Raw genomic sequence first — 16,899 nt, 5'->3', positions numbered from 1 at the left:
ATTATGAATCAAACTATATATTTACAGTATTATTCAATATAATGTGAAAAAACCAACTATACTTTATTTAATTTCATTTATAATTTTCTTTTCCACATTTTTCCCGGCCCAAATTCCGGGATTGGTAAATTACAGTGAAGAAAATGGGTTAAACAGTTCTTACACATACAGGTTGAGCCAGGACAATAATGGATTTATTTGGGTAGGAAGTGATAACGGATTATTTAGATTTGACGGAAAAGAATTTAAACAATATAATAAAAAAGACGGCCTTAAAAACATTGATGTTTTAGCCTGTTACCCTTTATCAAACGGTGAAATTTTCATCAATCCTTTTTTGAATGATTTTGCTTATCTTAAAAATGGTAAAATCATTAATTCTGACACCAATAAAGAGCTCAGAAAAATACAGTTTGGACATAATCCGGACATTTATATCGACAAAGAATCTCTCATTATCTACACGACTTACAATCCGAAAAATATGTACCAATATAAAAACGGAAAAGTAAGTACCATCCCTTTATATTTTAAGAATAACCCAAATATCACGAATTATGTATTTGGTTTTGACCCGGCAAACCATCTCCTCTATCTTTCTGACCAAAAGACAAACATACAGGCTTACCATATCATCAACAAAACAACGACGTCTTGTAATATTCCCTCTACAAAAGGCACCGCCATTTTTAGAAAAGGAGATTATTTTATTTTCAGGCATAAAAGAACAATAGACATCTATAAAAGAGAGAATAATTATCATTTTAAAAAACTTCAGTCATATACCATCGATGAAAATATTCACCAGATGATTGTAGATAAAAATTACAAAATTTGGCTTTGTCTGGAGAAAGGAGGCTCTTTATATTTCAAAGAATCTTTACTAGAATTGGATAAGTTAAAACTTTCTACTCCTACCAGACTTTTAGACGATTATATTATCAATGATATCATGATGGATAAAGATAATAATGCGTGGTTTTCTACTCGAAACAATGGGATCCTTTTTATCGGCGATCGGTTTTTTAAAAATTATATTCATCTACCCATTAAAAATAATTCGGGATATATTACAGCTATTGCTAAAAATGACAACGCTATTATTTTAGGATACAATGAAGCTAAAAGCGGAATTTTCAATTCAAAAAAGATAGAAAATATCGTCCTTGAGAAAAACCGAAAAATTGAGCACAAAGCAATTTATGCAAAAGGAAACACCGTTATTTTTGGACTGAGTTTAAACCTTATTCAGTATAATATCCTTACCAGGAAAAAAGAAATTTTACGGGAATGTAATATTAAAAATATCATTCCATACACTGAGAATTCTGTTCTTCTTTGTACCAGTAATGACCTGACTGTGTATCATTACCTCAACAAAACCTTCACCGAAATCCTGAAAGAAAGAGTGTATAATGCTTTGCCTTATCATCAGGACAGTATTTTTGTCGGGAGCTTTAAAGACCTCTACAAACTGAATAGTAACACCAAAAAGAAAACTATTTTCTTAGAAGGATACTATTTTACCGACCTTAAAAAACTCAAGCAAAATGTATATATAGGAGCTACTAATCTCAACGGAATCATTCTATTTAACAATAAAGGGATTACACGAAAAATCACAGAAAAAGATGGACTGCCGACCAGCCAGATCAAAAAAATAGAAGTTGAAAATGATCATACCTTTTGGGCAAGTACAAATTCAGGACTTTGCAGGATTGAAATAAAAGAAAAGCATTTTAAAATTAATAATTTCACTCAGACAGACGGACTGCCTTCCAATGTGGTGGCAGGATGCGTAATAAAAAATGATACCGTTTATGTAGGAACTTCAAAAGGATTGGGTGTTCTTCCCATTCATGATCTTTTTACTCAACAAAAATTCATTCATAAAAAAGTAATAATCAACTCAGTCAACATTGGCAACAAAGAGTTTTTTAATACTCAACAACACCTTATAGGGCAAACGCCGAATAACAATATAAGTTTTAATCTAAGTTTCCCTGATTATACTTCGCAAGGAAAAATCAATTATAAATATAAGGTCGAAGGTTTAAATGAGAATTGGCAAATCAGCAATTCACCCATTATTACCTTTAATACGATTCCACCCGGACAGTATATATTTAAAGTCTTCGGACTGGGCTATAATGGCAAACAATCTTATATTTCTTCTGATGTGGCTTTCGAAATTAAGCCTAAATTCTGGCAAACCTGGTGGTTTAAAGTTTTTTCAATTTTGGTATTTGCCACCGTTATTTTCCTTCTTATCAACCTGTATTTTCAAAAAAAGCGAAATAAGAAACTAGAAAATCTTTACTATGAGAAGAAAATTGCCGAGCTTGAACTTCAAGCTATAAAAGCGCAAATCAATCCTCATTTTATTTACAATTGTCTTAATTCTATTCAGTTTTTACTCTATAAAAAAGATTATCAGGAAACGGAAAATTATCTTGATATTTTTTCACACATGATCAGAAAAACACTTCATTATTCAGAGAAAACCTTTATGCCAATCAGTGAAGAGATCGAGTATCTATCTTTATATTTAAATATGGAAAAACTGCGCTTAAAAGACCAGTTTGAATACAAGATTACCGTTTCTGAAAAAGTAGATAAAAACTGGATCATTCCTTCTTTATTGATACAGCCTTTTGCTGAAAATGCCCTAAAACATGGAATTGCCAATCTGAAAGACAGGAAAGGAATTATTGATATTTCATTTAATCATATTGATTCTTCACTTTGCATAACGATTGAAGATAATGGCGTAGGAATCAACAATACATCTGAATCCATGGGAAAAGCCAATTCTTTTGGAGTAAAATTATCGCAAAAAAGAATTGAAACCTTCAAACAACTTTTTGACACTCATATTATTTTAGAAATCAATAATCTTCAGGATACCCAACAAAAACCAGGAACTCAAATTAAACTATATATAACGCCCTATGAAAACCAAAACACAAGTCTGCATCATTGATGACGAAAAAGACGGGAGAGATTATATTTCTCTTTTATTAGAAAACGAGTTTCCGGACATTCAAATCTCATTTCAGGCATCGAGTGTTGAGGAGGCTTATATTCATCTAACCAAAAACACCCCCGATATTCTTTTTCTGGACATACAGCTGAAAGATGGTACCGCTTTCGATCTTTTATCGAAATTCAGGGAGATTGATTCTCAAATCATATTTATTACCGCATTTGAAAATTTCGCCATTCAGGCGATAAAAAATGGCGCCACAGATTACCTTTTAAAACCTATCAAAAAAATTGATTTCATTATTGCGGTACGTAAAGCCTTAGATAACATCAAAAAAAACAAAGGATCTTCTTCTGCTCAATATTCTCATAAAAACAAGATCAGTCTTCCTACACTGCAAGGGTTTAGACTCACCAATATTACTGATATCATCCGCTGTGAAGCCGATTCCAGCTATACTACATTTTATCTCACCGATAAAACTAAAATCATTGTATCTAAAACATTACATGATTTTGAAGAACATCTTTCGGAACATAATTTCTTCAGAATCCATCATAAACATCTGATCAATCTTATTCATTTAAAAGAATACCTGAAAGGCAAAGGCGGACAGGTGGTGATGACGGACAATTCTATTTTGGATGTTTCTGTTCGTAAAAAAAATGACTTTTTATATAAAATAGAACATCCGGATTAAATTACACTTACTAGAAAAACAGGCACACTTACTCATTCCTGATTGGGAATACTTACTGTTCAGAATATTTTTGAAATCTAAAATTAATTCAAACCTATTATGAAAAACGTAAAGAAATTATCCCGAGAAGAGCTAAAATCAGTAAGCGGTGGATATTCATGCTACTGCGGCAATGATTACGCAGGTGATTTTGTTTTGGTACAAACTTGTGTAAGTGTATGCTCTATGTGGAATATTTTAAAACCCGTGAAACCGACTAATCCTAATTAAAAATCAATCCGATTTGATTTCCAATATGCCCTGTAGATAACTGCAGGGCATTTTTATTTTTAGCTATTGAGAAGATCAGTAAAACCCAAACTAAGTCACATTTAAGAGAAATGAATCTACACTTATTAGTGAGAACGCAACACTTGTTAGTCCTCCATACCATGATACTGAATATCCATCTACTTTTATAAAACTAAATCATAAAATATTAATCCTTAAAGTTTTTGTTGATTTTTGATGCATAAAATCAATGTTAGATTATGGTAAGAATGTATTTTTTAACATTATTCGTTTTATTAGGATGTCTTTTCAATGCACAGGCTCCATGTTCAGATTTTAATGATCCCAATAATCCTCCCGGATTGTGGACTCCAGCTCCCTATCCTAACGGGCAAGTGGGTGTTTCCAGCGGTAGCCCGAACCCATTAGATGGAACGCAGTATATTATATTGGATGATAAATCTGGCGGTTCGTGGTATATTAATCCTTCAGATTTTAAAAGTTTGGGGCAACGATTTTTAGGACAATGTCTTTATTTCGATTTTTATCTTGAAAAAGACGGTGGTTATGGTGCGCCAATTCATCCTACCATTCACATTATGGCAGGAAGCCAGATTATTTCTTTTGTAGCAAATATTACCGTAACACCTAACAGTGGCTGGGTACGAGTACGTGCGCCTATCGCCAATTGTGTAGGAGGTGTTCTTCCTAGTAACTCTGAAGGAACCTGGACAATGCCTGCCGGCATGACGTGTGCAGATTTCAATAATGTTATGAATAATTCTACCGCGGTAATGGTGTCTCCAGATTATACATCTAGCCCAAGCGAAAGAGTGTATTATGATAATATTTGTGTAAAATCTTGTGATGGCTGTACGGCAGATTTCAAACTTGAAACTTCTTTCAATACAACATCAAGTGCCTCTACAGCCAATCTTACTTTGCTTAATCCTATCCTTGTTTCTACACCTGGAAATCCTGGAAGTACATATACTGTAAACTGGGGTGACGGAACTGCTACACAACCTTACATCATATCAACTTTATCTCACAATTATGCTAATCCGGGAACATATACGGTATGCGTAACTGAGTCTAGAGAGAAAAAAGTAATATGCATGAAATGTTTTACTTTCTGTTACACAAAAGATCGTCTGGCGACAAAAAATGATTCTAGCCTTGATCTAACATCACCTATTCCTCAGTTAGAAGCTATTTCCAAAGCGGAATTGAGCCAAGCAGAACAAAAAGAAGTTTTTCTGGTTCCTAATCCTGCAAAAAGTTTTGTAGAAGTACAAACTACTCTTTCTAAAAAAGAAACTCTATCTGTAAGAGTGATGGATGTTTCCGGAAAAATAGTACTTGAAAAATCTGAAAACCTTGATAGCGGTCGTCAAAGTATTAAGTTGAATACTGAAAAACTGATCCAGGGAAATTATATTGTTGAAATAAAATCAAACGGAAAAACCAGTTCTCAAAAACTGATCATCTCTAAGTAAACAGACACAATATTACAATAATGAAGACTATCCTAATACGGATAGTCTTTTTTTAGAATTATCAGTATGAATTGCAAAAAATAAATTAAATTCGATGTAAGTAAAAATTTCATTCAATGATACAACTTCCTCTTTCTAAACTTTCTGATGTAGGTACTACCATTTTCAGCCAGATGACCCAATTGGCCAACGAAAATGAAGCCATCAATTTATCACAAGGATTTCCCGATTTCATGCCAGATCCTGAGTTATTAAATCACGTAGATCATTTTATAAAAAAAGGCTTTAATCAATATGCACCTTTAGGCGGAATGATAGGTTTAAAGGAAGAAATCGCGAGAAAAATAGAAAACAGCCATCAGGCCACTTATCATCCGGATTCAGAAATTACAGTTACAGCAGGCGGAACTCAGGCTATCTTCACCGCCATTGCAACGTTCATTAAAAAAGAGGATGAAGTCATTATCTTTGAACCTGCTTATGATTGCTATGAACCTACGGTAGAGCTTTTCGGAGGAATTGTAAAACGGTTTGAAATGAAAGCGCCTGATTATGAAATCAACTGGAATACAGTTAAAGGATTGGTGAGTGAAAAAACAAAAATGATCATTCTTAACAATCCGAATAATCCGTCAGGAAAGATATTAAAGGAAAACGATATTCAGGAATTGATCTCTATTGTAAAAGATACTTCGATATTGATTTTAAGTGATGAAGTGTATGAAAATATTGTCTTTGATGGAAAACAACATTTAAGCATCAGTAAATATCCAGAGCTAAAAGAAAGAAGTCTTTTGGTAGCCTCTTTTGGAAAACTTTTCCATGTTACGGGCTGGAAAGTTGGGTATTGTGCAGCACCAAAAGCGTTGACAGATGAATTCAGAAAGGTACACCAATTCAATGTTTTTTGTGTGAATACTCCGATTCAGTTGGCTTTGGCTGAATACATGAAAAATGATGATCACTACAATCATCTGAATCAATTCTTTCAAGAAAAAAGAGATTTTATAAGACAAGGTTTAGCCAATACATCTTTTGAGTTGCTGGATTGTGAAGGAACGTATTTCCAAGCTTTGAAATATGATAAAATTTCAGATAAAAATGATTTTGATTTTGCTAGCGAATTAACCATTACTCACAAAGTAGCCAGTGTTCCTTTTTCTTCTTTCTATAAAAATAAGCTGAATGAAAATGTAATTCGTCTTTGTTTTGCTAAAAAACAGGAAACTCTGGAGAGGGCGATTGAGAATTTGTCGAAATTATAATATTAAAAAATCTCTCGCAGATTTAGCGGATTAAGCAGATGATTGTGTTAAAAAATCTACGTTATTTGCTAAATAAAAAGAGAGCTTCAACTGAACTAACTTAATTTATTAATATCCTTTTTCAGTATTTATTTTAGTTTCGTTAAAAAACTGACAATCCTATATAACTTTAAAATCTCTCGCAGATTTGGCTGATTAAGCAGATATGATTGTATTCAAAATCTGCGTTATCTGCTACATCTGCGAGAGAAAAAAGAGAGCTTCAATTGAGGCTCTCTTATTTTATTAAATGTTATAAAATTTATTCAATGTTATAAGAACATTCCTCCAGAAGCCTCAATCCTTTGTCCGTTGATCCAACGGGCATCTTCTGTACACAAGAAAGCCACTACTCCACCAATATCATCCGGCAAACCTGCTCTACCTAATGCTGTAACGCTTGAAATGATATCATTCATCTGTTTGTCATCTCTCGTTCTACCACCTCCAAAATCAGTTTCTATAGCACCAGGAGCAACAACATTGGCTTTGATCTTTCTTGAACCCAATTCTTTCGCCATGTATTTTGTCAACATTTCAACTCCAGCTTTTATAGATCCGTATACAGAAGATCCCGGTAATGCAAATCTTGCTAATCCTGAAGAAACATTTACAATCCCTCCTCCGTCATTAACAAAAGGCAAAAACTTTTGCGTTAAGAAAAACACTCCTTTGAAATGAATATCTATCACATCATCCAACTGTTCTTCTGTAACGTCTGAAATTGGTGCGTATAAAGCTGTTCCAGCGTTATTAACTAAAAAATCAATGTTTCTGCTTCCTGTATTTTCTTCCAAATGATCACCAACTGTTTTTACGAAAGCATCAAAACTTTTAACATCCTTTGTATCTAATTGATAAGCAACTGCTTTTCTTCCTAATGCCTGAATTTCTTCCACTACTTTATCTGCTTCCTCCTTATTGCTTCGGTAAGTAATGATGACATCAAGACCTTTCTGAGCAATTTTAAGTGCTGAGTTTTTTCCTAATCCACGGCTTCCACCGGTTACTAATGCGATTTTTGTTTGTGTATCCATTTTTTTCATTATTTTAATGAGACAAAGTTGCGGTATTTTATGATTGATGTATTTGCTTGAATCAATCTGATATTTGCAAAATTCAAATCACGAACGAAATTCTAACGGCGTAACAGTTGTTTTCCTTTTAAAGAAGTTTGAAAAGTGAGCGATCTCCTCAAATCCCAATGCATAAGAAATTTCTGAGACATTCCATTTTGTTTGTTTTAATAATATTTTTGCTTCCTGAATCATTCGGTCTGCAATAAATTCAGTTGTTGTTTTCCCTGTATTTTCTTTTAATTTCTTGTTTAAATAATTCACATGAACTGCTAACCTGTCAGCATAATCTTTTGCCGTTTTAAGTTGCAATCTTTGTTCATTAGATTCTATGGGAAATTGCCTTTCAAGCAGTTCTATAAACAAAGTAACCACTCTTAATGATGCATCACTGGAAGTAGACAGCTTTGTAGCCGGTTGTAATTTTTGACCATAATGAATAAGCTCTACTACATAATTTCTAATGAGATCGTATTTAAATAGGTAATCTGAAGCAATTTCTTTTTTAATCTTGGTGAAAAGCTGCTCGATCTCGTTGGCCAATTCATCATCAATTTCAAATAAAGGAATATTTCCGGGCTGAAAGATTGGCAAGTCTTCAAGAGAACTTCTAGAATTATTTTTAATGAAAAAATCTTCCGTAAAAACACAGAAACTTCCGGACTGATCGGGATCTTCGGGAACCCAATGATAAGGAACTTTAGGCGTTGCAAACAACAAAGCATTATTTTTAATCTGAATGACTTTATCTGCGTATTCTGCTCTGTTTTTTCCTCGGATAAGGCTTATTTTATAATACTTTCTTCTGTTATAAGGCATTTCAGAAGTCATCTTAATTTTTTCAATTGTTTGGGCAATATCGAAAACATTGAAGTGACCTATATCTTTGTGAAGACCTTTAGGAAAGATACTTTCGAGGTCTTTTCCAAGCTTGGCCGTCATTTCTTTATAAAAATCTTCCAAAGAAGCATGTGCAATTTTTTCCATGATCTATGATTTGTACAATTCAAATATATGAAGTTTTATAGAATTGAGTTTCAAATATAAATTTTTCAATCATTAATTATTTTTTTCTTTATTAAGTGATATATGATTAAATATTTTCATAACTTCGTTAGTAACTAACTCACTAAAAATCAATTACTATGAAAAATCAAACTTTACAAAAAGGAAAAAAATTAAATAAAAAGCAATTAAGAACCATTATCGGAGGTATGCTAGATTGCATGCAGCCTGTTTTTTGTCCAAGCCTTCCTTGTGAACCTTCTCCAGACCCAAATGGCTGTACAACGATTTCAATGTCTTGTGCACAAAAGGTATGTCGCCCTGAAATATTACCGTAGTTAAAATATTATATTTTCAAAATGAATACCGCTCTGCTTTGAGCGGTATTTTTATTTTAAGAAACTGTGCCACCAATTAAGTTAAAAATCCATTTTCCATTTTTATATTCGACAGAATAATCGTTTGTAGAACCGCTTCCCCATTCATTAATATAAAATTTTTCGAGATTTGTTTTATCCTTTTGAATTTTAGAATATCCTCCATTAAAAATATCAGTTACTCTCACATAATATGGCTGTTTATTTTTACTTAAGGACATTATCAAAACTTTAGCTTCAGGATTTACCTTTTGAAAATAATCACAGTCAGTTTCATATGGTACAATAAAATAAGGTATTTTATCTAATTTATCTTTTACAAATCCCAAATGCTGTGAAAGCAAATCTTCATACAAACCTGTAAATTTGTTTTTCTCAGATTTAAAAAGTGGATTATGATCTTTAAAATCATTAATTCCATCTCCATCTGTATCCTTATTATTTGGATTAAGCCCAAAACTTGTTTCAAAAATATCATTAAAACCATCTTTATCAGAATCTTTAATTAATTCTTTTAAACTTATTTTGAATAATTTTCCATCTTCAAGCGCAGTATAATCATTTCGCCTAGGCATTTTCATAAGTTCCACTAAACTCCCTTCAATCTGAAAGAATCCATCTTTTACAATAGGTTTATCTTGAATCTTATTAAAATAATAATGGTTAAAACTTAATCCTAAAAAATAAGCAGAAGGTTGATTATTTTTAATTTCCAAGAGCCAATACCCTAAACCATTTCTTCCTAAAGCATATTTTATATTTCCATCGTTTTGTTTAAATGAATACTCAAATTGTCCGAAAAAGTATTTATCAAAATCAGCAAATATTACTTTCTGATCTTTCCAATATTTTTCATTTGCTTCAAGATTGTAAACGTTACTTCTATATTCTGAACTATCTTGTTTAAAATTTCTAAATTTTCTCAAATTAATAATTTCAAGATAATCAGGTTTTTTATACAAAATTTGTTTTACTGTAAAAGGATCTTCCTGCACATAACCTTCAAAAAACTGTTCTCCTTCTTTAATAAAACATCTATCTTCTAAACTTTTCGTACATGAAAAAAATAATGCAAAAACAAAAAAATATAAAAATTTCATAGGTAAAAGATTTTCCGATGGAATGCAAAAAACGCTCCCAAAATACATTGGAAGCGTTTTTCATTTATAACTAACTTTAATATTCTCTTATTATACGTTGAATCTGAAGTGCATAATGTCTCCGTCTTTCACGATATATTCTTTACCTTCCACAGCAAGCTTTCCAGCTTCCTTAATTTTAACCTCAGAACCATACGTCATATAATCATCAAATTTGATTACTTCTGCACGAATGAAACCTTTTTCGAAGTCTGTGTGAATTACTCCAGCAGCTTGAGGAGCAGTCCATCCTTGTCCGATTGTCCAAGCTCTTACTTCTTTTACTCCAGCAGTAAAATACGTTTGAAGCTTTAATAAATCGTATGCTTTTCTAATCAAACGGTTTACACCAGGCTCAGTAAGTCCAAGCTCATCAAGGAAAATCTCTCTTTCTTCAAAAGTCTCTAATTCGTTGATGTCTGCTTCAATCTGTGCTGCTAAAACAACAACTTCAGCGCCTTCATTTTTAGCCATTTCCTCGATCTTAGCGATCCATTCGTTTCCGTTTTTGATAGAATTTTCATCTACATTACAAACGTACAATACAGGCTTGTTTGTTAAAAGCTGAACATCATCAATAATTGATTTTGCAAAATCATCCATAGGAAACTCTCTTGCATTTTTACCGTCTTCGATAAATTTCTCAAGCTTTTGAAGGGTTTCATAAGTTAAAATATCATCTTTCTTTCCAGACTTGATGAATTTTTTAGCTTTCTCAACTGCTTTTGCTACTACTTCAAGGTCTTTCAACTGAAGTTCTATATCAATAATTTCTTTGTCTCTTAAAGGATCTACAGAACCTTCAACGTGAATGATATTTCCATTCTCAAAACATCTCAACACATGAACAATCGCTTCACACTCGCGGATGTTTGCTAAGAACTGGTTTCCTAAACCTTCTCCTTTGCTCGCTCCTTTTACAAGACCGGCAATATCTACAATCTCCACAACTGCAGGTAAAACTCTCTCAGGCTTTACCAATTTTTCCAACTCAAACAATCTGTGATCCGGTACTGAAACAGTTCCCAAATTCGGTTCGATTGTACAGAAAGGATAGTTTGCTGATTGAGCTTTTGCGTTGCTTAAACAGTTAAAAAGAGTTGATTTACCAACATTCGGTAAGCCTACGATTCCACATTTCATATATTCTTAGCTTTTAGCAAATAGCTTTTGACTTATTGCTCGTTAAAGGTTTGCAAAGATAGTGATTTTAGTATGAGTTTCATAATAAAAAAAGACGTCAATTTTTAGACTCATTTTCCATTATTTTAAATTATCAATTGGCTTTTAAAGATCCACTCCTGTAATTTTTGGTGACATAGGATATTTATAACAAACACTTTTGCAGCTGCCAAATTAACCCGCTGAAATAAAATACTTTAACATATTTTTGTCATGAATTTATTAAAATAAAAAAATCATAATCAGTTCTAATTATTACCTATTCAATAATACCTTTGTAGAATTATTAAAACAATATATATTGAAAAGAACTATTCTCTTCCTATGTTTTCTATTTTTCTTTTTTACAACTTATAGCCAGAAATACAATATTCAGCTATACAATACTGATAATGGGCTCCCTCAAAACAGTGTAAAAGACATTATAAAAGATAGATATGGTTTCATATGGCTCACCACTGAAAATGGGATTGTAAGATATGATGGTACTAATTTTTTAGTGTACAAAAACTTTCCCCTAGCCAGCCAACGTTTTACTTATTTTTATGGATACCCTGAAAAAGACAGTATTTACACTACAGGAGATTTTGAAAAAGCAGTTTTAATCCACTCAAAATTTGCGAAAGTAGAAAAGCCATTAAAAAATTTCTCAACTTTTCTTATTAAAAACAATAGTCATTATCTCCTTTATTGTTCTAATTTCAGCTATGCTTCCTCTACTCCAATTAATTTTTATATGAATTTTAAACAGGGTAGATATTATCTGAAAGAAAATAGTTTAACATACGTTGATTCTCAATCAAAATCAGAAGAAAATTTAAAAATTAAAACGCTCTATAATAACACTCCGAGAGTCTTTGCTATCAATGAAATGTTATTTTATGTAGATTTTCAAGCAAAAAAAATAATAAAAATAGAGAAAGGCAAGATTACTGGTTCTTATCATCTACCTTCGTTCATGAGTGCTAAAACCAAAATTTTATGGAGCCAAGTTAACAATCAGGTCTTTATTTTAAATAAAAATACAATTTATACCTGCAATTATGAAAAAGAAGAATTAAAAATATCCAGTTTACTTCATCTAAACAAAGTTAAAGATGAAAACTTCATCAGCGCTTATTACGATAAATCTTACAAAAAATTTTATCTTGGAAGTAGTATAGATGGATTACAAATTATTAGTTTAACTGATTTCACAACCGTAACAAGACCACCTTCAAAACCTGAATCTAATTTCTATTCTATCCTTCCCTTCAACTCTTCTTCTGTAATTACTCCTTTTGGAGAAATCTATAACCGAAAAGGTTTTGTAGACGATAAAAAATTTAAAAATGCAAATCCCTTCTTTTTAACTTATGATCATTCCGGAAACATTATCACACAAAAGGCAAATGATATAATAATCTACCAAAAAGCATCTTTTTACAAAAACACTGTTTCTATTAAAAAACTTCTTTTAAAGGATTTCTTTTTTGATCAAAATAATTATTATGCTCTGTTTTCGGAACTTAAAATTAATAAACATCCGGAATATAAAGGAATACTTACCATCTACAAAAATCAATCTTTCAAATATTCAAGAAAAAAGATCTTCATCAATAATGAACCGACAAAACTTATAAAATTCAATCAGAATCAGGTACTCGTAGGAACAGCAAAAGCACTTTATAAAGTATCGTTAGAGACCAATAAAATCTATAACTTAACTGGAAAAAGTGAGTTATTTATAAGAAATATCGTACAATCAAAAGATGGAAACTTCTGGATAATGACCTTAGGAAAAGGATTTTATCTATTGAAAAACGACCGGTTAATCAAGATGCCCTATGATAAAAATAACAATATTTCTTCATCGCATACTATTTTAGAAGATACCAACGGTTTTTTTTGGATCCCTACCAATAATGGTCTTTACAGAGTTTCTGAGAGGCAACTTTTACAGTATGCCCAAAATAAAAAATCAAAGGTCTATTATTATCGTTTTTCAAAAGACTCTGGTTTTAATACAAATGAATTCAACGGTGGAACCAATATTTGCGGCGGTAGATTAGAAAATGGAGAGTTTGTACTTCCTTCTTTAAATGGACTAATTTTCTTTAACCCTTTAAAGGTAAACATTTATTACCCTGAAAATATTTACATAGAAAGAGCTGAAATTGACAACAAGCCACAATATTTCAAAGAAAATTTATATTTAAAACAAGAATCCAATCGTGTAGATATTTTCATTGATGTACCATACTATTCTAATCCGGACAACCTTGTGATAGAAGCAAAACTTAGTGGAACTCCCAATGCAAAATGGGAACCGATTGGGAAAGATGGTAAATTCTCCATTTCAAACCTTGGTTATGGAAACCATACTTTTGTAGTGAAAATGCTTGTTTCCAATAAAGGAAAATTTATCTATAAAAAAGTCAATATCATTATTCCGCCTTATTTTTATCAGACTTTATGGTTCAAAATATTTACGTTTATCATTATATTATTCCTTATATATTTCCTGATAAGATGGCGGATACATTTTCTGAAAATGAAAAACCATGAGCTGGAAGAAATTGTAAATTCCCGTACCAAAAGCCTCTCTGATACAGTAGAAAAATTAGAGATCACAAAAACAAAACTTCATAAAGAGATTGAACAACAAAAGAAACTCATTGGTACCATCTCCCATGACATCACAACTCCGGTAAAATTCATTGCGATGACTACAAAAGAAGTTTTAGATAAAAATGATTTTAATGAACAACGAATCAAAAAAATTCTTAATTCTGTTTACAAATCTTCAGATCAATTATATAATTTCACCATTACTTTAAAGGAATATGCTGACATATATTCCCATTACAGATCAGATAAAACAGAACTTTATTCTTTATATCAACTTATTGAAGAGAAAAAAATACTTTTCAATGAAATAGCAGAAAACAACAATACAGTCATCAATAATAATGTAGACCCATCCCTATTAACATGGATCAGCAAAAATATACTCTCTGCGATTATCCATAATCTGATTGATAATTCTGTAAAATATACAGAAAATGGCTCCGTAACAATAGAGAACACTTTGGAAGGAGAAAACATCATCTTACTAATAACAGATACCGGGATTGGGATGGATGAAAAGAAAATAGAATATTATACAAGACTTCAGGATAATATTGAAAACGAAAAACTATTATTGCAAAAATATGGAATGGGTCTCCATCTTGTATTACAGCTATTACAAATGATTCAAGGTAAAATTGTTTTCACAAAAAATAAATTACAGGGTACTTCCTTCAAACTGATTTTAAAAAATAAAAAAGATGACTAAAAATATTCTTATTGCCGATGATCATGATATAGTACTCGTGGGAACCAGTATGATTTTAGAATCAAGAATTCCAGATGTAGTGATTGATGTGGCGGAGGATTATCCAAAGGCACTGGAAAAGATCTCCAAGCAAAAATATGACCTTGTGATTCTGGATATTAATATGCCGGAAAGTAAAAACAAAAAAATGATTACAGAAATTAAAGCGGCAGATTCTAATATCAAAATATTAATTTTCTCTGCCTATGAAGAAGAAATTGCTGTACAGTATATAAAAGAGGGAGCTAACGGGTATATCAGTAAACTCAGTAAATCAGACGAGATTTCAGATGCCGTAAAAAAGATATTTTCTGATGGATATTATTATCCTTCTAATATTATCAATCAGTTGTTTCAAGAGTCTCCTTTGGATGCTATAAAAAATTTATCTACCCGAGAATACGAAATTTTTATTTTAATGGTTAATGGAAATGGCAACTTAGAAATCTCCAATAAAATGGGAATTCAAATGCCTACTATTAGCACATACAAAAAAAGGATTCATACCAAATTAAAAACCAACAACCTGGCAGATCTTATCAAGCTCTACCAAATTTATATTTCTTAGTGTAACTGATTACACTATAATTCACATGTTGTAGAAAATTTTCTACATCAACCTTTATTTTATTCTACAAGATACATTATTTCTTGCAGAATAAATTCTATAATTTTACACTATAATTAAATATAAACTATTAATATTTGTTAATATAATGAATATAATTAACCAAAATACAAATATTTCAATTATAAACTAACTATATATAACCAGAAAACTTTTGAATGATCTTTAGGTGAATCACAAATATTTAATTGAATAAAAATCTAAGCTCTTAAAAATAAAGAAATGTCTAAAAATCTCACAAAAGTATGGCAGGTAACAGGACTGCTAGGTTATTGTATTGCCTTTGCGCAAGCAGGAAATATCGGAGTAAATACCGAAAATCCGGGATCTACAATGGATATTAACGGATCTTTGGCCGCCAAATACAGCTCTATAATCACTACTCCTTACAATTTGTCTGCAACAGATTTCTATGTGTCTTATAATGGTACATCAAACGCTGTATTTAACCTTCCTTCTGCAATTATTGGAGAGGGAAATTTCAAAGGACGTATGTATACAATCAAGAATAATACAAGTTTTACAATAACAGTAAATTCTGCCGGTTCTGAAACTATTAATGGAAGCACAAATACCTCAGTACCTTCAAACCAGAGTATACAATTAATCAGCACAGGACTCACAGGCGTAGGAAACACATGGGAAATAATAACTGGAAATAATAATACCGCCAATTCTATAACATCAAGTAATGGAATCACTATTTCAGGGGGAGATGTAAAATTAGGAGGTACACTTTCTCAGGCTACCAATATTGTCACAGCAGGAAATAACCTAAGCATAAACGGAACCGGGAAAGTTTTGGTAGGCACAACTACTGTTCCTGTGGAGGCTGCAACCGCCAAAATTGTAATTGATAATGGCACAACAAATGGCGCTCTACAGATCAAAGACGGCACACAGCAATTCGGCTATGTATTAACCAGTGATGCTAATGGTTTAGCTTCTTGGTCATCTACCACCACAACAGCATTTGCAAACAACTGGACGTCTTATAGCGGGACATTGGTAAATCCTTACACAGGATCAATAGGCGGAGGTGGTCTGATAACAGGAATCTCAGTAATAATACCCGCAAAAGGATGGTATTTTTTCCGTTCAGGATTAACAATACAATCAAACTGTAATGATTACTCGTTTTATATTAACGGAATTGGTGATATTTGGAGAACATATTGCAATGTTGCAGATCTTCAAATGCTATCTCCGCGAGATCAAAACCGCGTACTTTATTTTTCTTCACCAGGAACCTATCCTATTTACGCTGTGAAAACAAATGCTGTTGTACCTACCGCTTTCAATATGGGAAATCCTACTTTTTATTTGGATTTTGTAAAGTTTCAAAATTAATCTGAGTCATTTTCAACATCTTATA

Annotated in this window: 13 protein-coding genes; 9 read left to right on the top strand and 4 right to left on the bottom strand. The window is 32.0% G+C overall.

The window, feature by feature from the left end; all coding sequences use genetic code 11:
• The first annotated feature begins 121 nt into the window (after positions 1-121).
• The 5 genes from BUB80_RS02795 (at position 122) to BUB80_RS02780 (ending at position 6,720) form a co-directional block, all read left to right on the top strand.
• Positions 122-2,983 (top strand): sensor histidine kinase, encoded by a 2,862-nt coding sequence (locus BUB80_RS02795; RefSeq protein WP_139262501.1) that lies wholly within the window; start codon positions 122-124, stop codon positions 2,981-2,983.
• Positions 2,952-3,686: a LytR/AlgR family response regulator transcription factor gene (locus BUB80_RS02790; RefSeq protein ID WP_073290724.1), complete on the top strand. Its 735-nt coding sequence runs from the start codon at positions 2,952-2,954 to the stop codon at positions 3,684-3,686. The genes BUB80_RS02795 and BUB80_RS02790 overlap by 32 nt, the downstream gene beginning before the upstream one ends.
• A 99-nt stretch (positions 3,687-3,785) precedes the next feature.
• Positions 3,786-3,956, top strand: coding sequence for a bacteriocin-like protein (locus tag BUB80_RS23540; RefSeq protein ID WP_175549561.1), 171 nt, complete (start codon positions 3,786-3,788; stop codon positions 3,954-3,956).
• A gap of 269 nt (positions 3,957-4,225) precedes the next feature.
• On the top strand, positions 4,226-5,455 hold the full coding sequence (locus BUB80_RS02785; protein ID WP_175549560.1) for a T9SS type A sorting domain-containing protein: 1,230 nt from the start codon (positions 4,226-4,228) through the stop codon (positions 5,453-5,455).
• Between the two features lie 116 nt (positions 5,456-5,571).
• A complete protein-coding gene (locus tag BUB80_RS02780; protein WP_073290720.1) occupies positions 5,572-6,720 on the top strand; it encodes a methionine aminotransferase in 1,149 nt (382 codons plus the stop codon).
• 311 nt (positions 6,721-7,031) lie between these two features.
• Here the strand turns inward: BUB80_RS02780 and BUB80_RS02775 are convergent, their stop codons facing one another.
• Together BUB80_RS02775 and BUB80_RS02770 are read right to left on the bottom strand one after the other, a co-directional pair.
• Positions 7,032-7,796 (bottom strand): SDR family NAD(P)-dependent oxidoreductase, encoded by a 765-nt coding sequence (locus tag BUB80_RS02775; protein ID WP_073290856.1) that lies wholly within the window; start codon positions 7,794-7,796, stop codon positions 7,032-7,034.
• Positions 7,797-7,883: 87 nt separating this feature from the next.
• On the bottom strand, positions 7,884-8,822 hold the full coding sequence (locus tag BUB80_RS02770; protein ID WP_073290718.1) for a helix-turn-helix domain-containing protein: 939 nt from the start codon (positions 8,820-8,822) through the stop codon (positions 7,884-7,886).
• A 158-nt stretch (positions 8,823-8,980) separates the two neighbouring features.
• On the opposite strand from BUB80_RS02770, the gene BUB80_RS02765 reads away from it, so the two are divergent.
• Complete coding sequence (locus tag BUB80_RS02765) at positions 8,981-9,178, top strand: hypothetical protein (protein ID WP_073290715.1); 198 nt, start codon at positions 8,981-8,983, stop codon at positions 9,176-9,178.
• Between the two features lie 56 nt (positions 9,179-9,234).
• Here BUB80_RS02765 and BUB80_RS02760 read toward each other — a convergent pair whose 3' ends face one another.
• Positions 9,235-10,317, bottom strand: coding sequence for a hypothetical protein (locus BUB80_RS02760; protein ID WP_073290713.1), 1,083 nt, complete (start codon positions 10,315-10,317; stop codon positions 9,235-9,237).
• 90 nt (positions 10,318-10,407) lie between these two features.
• The gene (ychF, locus tag BUB80_RS02755; RefSeq protein ID WP_073290710.1) at positions 10,408-11,499 is read right to left on the bottom strand and encodes a redox-regulated ATPase YchF; all 1,092 of its coding nucleotides are present in this window, start codon (positions 11,497-11,499) and stop codon (positions 10,408-10,410) included.
• Positions 11,500-11,839: 340 nt separating this feature from the next.
• Between ychF and BUB80_RS02750 the strand changes: the two genes are divergently transcribed.
• The 3 genes from BUB80_RS02750 to BUB80_RS02740 all read left to right on the top strand — a co-directional run bounded on the left by BUB80_RS02750 (position 11,840) and on the right by BUB80_RS02740 (position 16,874).
• Complete coding sequence (locus BUB80_RS02750; RefSeq protein ID WP_228433653.1) at positions 11,840-14,857, top strand: sensor histidine kinase; 3,018 nt, start codon at positions 11,840-11,842, stop codon at positions 14,855-14,857.
• Complete coding sequence (locus tag BUB80_RS02745; RefSeq protein ID WP_073290706.1) at positions 14,850-15,464, top strand: response regulator transcription factor; 615 nt, start codon at positions 14,850-14,852, stop codon at positions 15,462-15,464. Before BUB80_RS02750 ends, BUB80_RS02745 begins: the two co-directional genes overlap by 8 nt.
• A 282-nt stretch (positions 15,465-15,746) precedes the next feature.
• Positions 15,747-16,874, top strand: a complete 1,128-nt coding sequence (locus BUB80_RS02740; protein ID WP_073290704.1) for an autotransporter outer membrane beta-barrel domain-containing protein — start codon at positions 15,747-15,749, stop codon at positions 16,872-16,874.
• Positions 16,875-16,899 lie beyond the last annotated feature (25 nt).

It is taken from the genome of Chryseobacterium polytrichastri (assembly GCF_900142445.1).
GTDB lineage: Bacteria > Bacteroidota > Bacteroidia > Flavobacteriales > Weeksellaceae > Chryseobacterium > Chryseobacterium polytrichastri.
Note: the sequence above shows the minus strand (reverse complement) of the source record. Positions and strands in the feature narration are given on the sequence as shown.